This window comes from Noviherbaspirillum sp., assembly GCF_035654295.1.
Taxonomy (GTDB): Bacteria; Pseudomonadota; Gammaproteobacteria; order Burkholderiales; family Burkholderiaceae_D; genus Noviherbaspirillum.
This window is the reverse complement of sequence record NZ_DASRXF010000162.1, coordinates 1-2754: the sequence shown is the minus strand read 5'-3', so window position 1 is coordinate 2754 and position 2754 is coordinate 1. Positions and strand designations below refer to the sequence as shown.

2 protein-coding genes are annotated in these 2754 nt (G+C 63.6%); one reads left to right on the top strand and one right to left on the bottom strand.

The features are described from left to right. The coding region (locus VFF99_RS15855; protein WP_325019571.1) for a TonB-dependent receptor at positions 1-1903 on the bottom strand (1903 nt) is incomplete at its 3' end. 363 nt (positions 1904-2266) lie between these two features. Here VFF99_RS15855 and VFF99_RS15850 point away from each other — a divergent pair. Further along, a partial coding sequence (locus VFF99_RS15850) for an efflux RND transporter periplasmic adaptor subunit (RefSeq protein WP_325019569.1) occupies positions 2267-2754 on the top strand: 488 nt, incomplete at its 3' end.

Genomic DNA, 2754 nt, shown 5'->3' with positions numbered 1-2754 from the left:
CCTGCACATGTTCCTCGGAACCGGGGTCGGCATAACGGCGGTCGAACAGGTTGTAGAGGCTCGCCGACAGCTCCAGTCCTGGCGCCAGCCGGATGGCGGACAGGGTCAGGTTGGCGATCCAGTAGCCGCCGGTTTCGCCCTGCAGCGTGCCGCGCCTGCCCACGTAGCTGGCCTCTACCCCGCTGCGCCATCCGGTGCGCGCCACGGGCGCGCTGAGGTTGAACTTGGCGAGGTGGCGCGGCGAATTGACCAGCAGCGCGCCACTGCCGACGTCCTTGGCCCGCTGCCAGCTGTAGCTGGTGCGCAGCCGGGCGCCGCCGGTCCATGCCCTTTCCCATTCGAGCTCGATGCCGTACGCCCTGGCGCGGTTGAGGTTGCGGAAAACGAGCAGGCCGTCGGCCGGGTCCGTTGTCTGGGTGATCAGGTTGGACACCGTGTTGCGGAACAACGATGCGGTCAGGCGCGACTCCGGGGAAGCAGCGTGTTCGACGCTCAGCTCCTGCGTGCGGATACGTTCCGCCTTCAGGCCGGGATTCGATTTCTGCCCGCCGGTGCCGAGCATTTCGTAATACAGCTCGTAGGCATTGGGCGCGCGGAAGGCGGTGCCGGCCATTGCCTTGTAGGTCGTCGCTTCGCTCGCCTTGTGGATCAGCGCCACCCGCGGATTGACGCTGCTGTCCCCGGTCGAGGAGCTGCGGTCGTAGCGCGCGCCGGCATTGAGCAGCAGGCCGGGGCGAAGCGTGAATTCATCCTGCAGGTACACGCCGAAGCGGTTGCCGGCACGCCGGTCGTCGAGCCTGGACACGAAGGGGTCAGCGTCGAAATTGAACTGGTGACGACGGTAATCGCGCTGCACCTCGGCGCCCATCACCAGCTTGTGGCCGGCGATGCGGGTCGTGACCAGCCTGCTCTCGGCGCCCCACCAGCTGGAGTGCGAGCCGTCGTGATTGAGGGTGAGCGGCGGGTAGTCGTACACATAGTCGCCGGTGTAATCGTAGCGGCCCCAGAACAATCGGGTGGTCAGCTGGGCGTCCGCGGCGAGCTGCGCGCGATGACTGGCGTCGACAAAACTCTGGATATCGACGGTGCGCGCGCGAGGGTCGTTGAATGTCTGGCTATAGGACGCAGTCGGAATGCCTTTCGTCCGCTCGCTATGTGCCAGGGATACGCTCCATGCGCCGGCCGCCCCTTTCAGCAACAGGTTCTGCGCCCGGTCGTGGTCCAGGCGGCGGGCGACGCCATTGTTCGTGGCCGGCGTATCGAATTCGGGGAAGTACAGGTCGGGCCCGTCTTCACGGTAGCTGCTGGCCGAGAACAGCCATTCCGCGCCGCCATCGTGGCGCATGCCGTAGCTTGCGCGCGCCTCGCGCATCCCGTGGCTGCCGTATTCGACGGAGGCCTGCGGGCCGCTGAGGTCGCGGCCGTTCTTGGTGATGATGTTGATAACGCCGAAGAAGGCATTCGCGCCGTAGATCGAGGAGCCCGGGCCGGGGACGAACTCGACGCGTTCAATCATGTCTATATCGAGCACGAATTCTGTGCCGATCGAAGCCTGGTCGAACACGGCGTCGTTGTTGCGGTTGCCGTCGACCAGCAGCAGGAAGCGGGTATTGTAGTCGCCGGGACGCAGGAATCCGCGGGCGCCGAGATAGGCATAGTTGCGGTCGTTGCTGACATAAAGGCCGCGCATGCTGCGCAGAATATCGGCGACGGTGCGCCAGCCGAATGCCCTGATGTCCGCGGCAGTGACGACGGACACCGCAGACGGGGCTTCACTGACTTTCTGGGTGAACTTCGAGGCGCTGTAGACTTCCAGCGTGAGCAGCTGCTCGATGGGCAGGCCGGCAAGGTCCGGACCTGCGGTGCTCCGTGCGATGCCCGGAATGACGAATGCAGACGTCATTGCACATATGCAAGCGACGCGCCGCTTCGTACCAACAGATGTTCTGGGCATATGACTTACCCTTGCTCCGCGGACCTTTGTCATGCAGTCCTGTTGTTATCCCGGCTGTCTCGTGCCGGAGGATGATCTTGATCAACATTCTAACTGAGTAGATGCTGTCGTACGATAACTTCTATTCCTGTTGGCAACACGGGAAAACAACAGAGTTTCCGTGATGTCTATAAAATAAGATGTTCGTCTTGCAACCCGGAATAAGAATAGCCACGGCTTCGGTGCCCAGCCAACCGCTTCCGGCCTTGCTCCCCCGATTCATGAACCTGCCCGTACGCGAACGGGTTTTCATTTTTTCATTGCGAGAAAGTCATGACATCAGTACGTCGTTCTGCGTCCGCTGCATCCGCTGTGGCGTTTGTGATCCTGTTGGCCGGCGTAACCGGCTGCGGCGAAAAAAACGCACAGGCCCAGGCGCCCGGAGCAGCGATGCCGCCGCCGGAAGTGGCGGTGGTGACCGTTGAGCCGCAGCGCATCGTCGTGACAACCGAGCTGCCGGGGCGCATCGAGGCGACGCGGGTGGCGCAGGTGCGCGCCCGCGTGCCGGGCATCGTGCAAAAGCGCGTGTTCCAGGAAGGCAGCGAAGTGAAGGCGGGCGATGTGCTGTTCCGCATCGATCCGGCCCCCTTTCAGGCCACCTTCAGCAGTGCGCAGGCTGCGGTCGCCAAGGCGGAGGCGAATCTGGCGCAGGCCAACCTGAAGGTGCAGCGCTACAAGCCGCTGGTCGAGACCAATGCGATCAGCAAGCAGGAATATGACGACGCGCTGACCGCGCAGAAACAGGCAACGGCCGAGCTCGC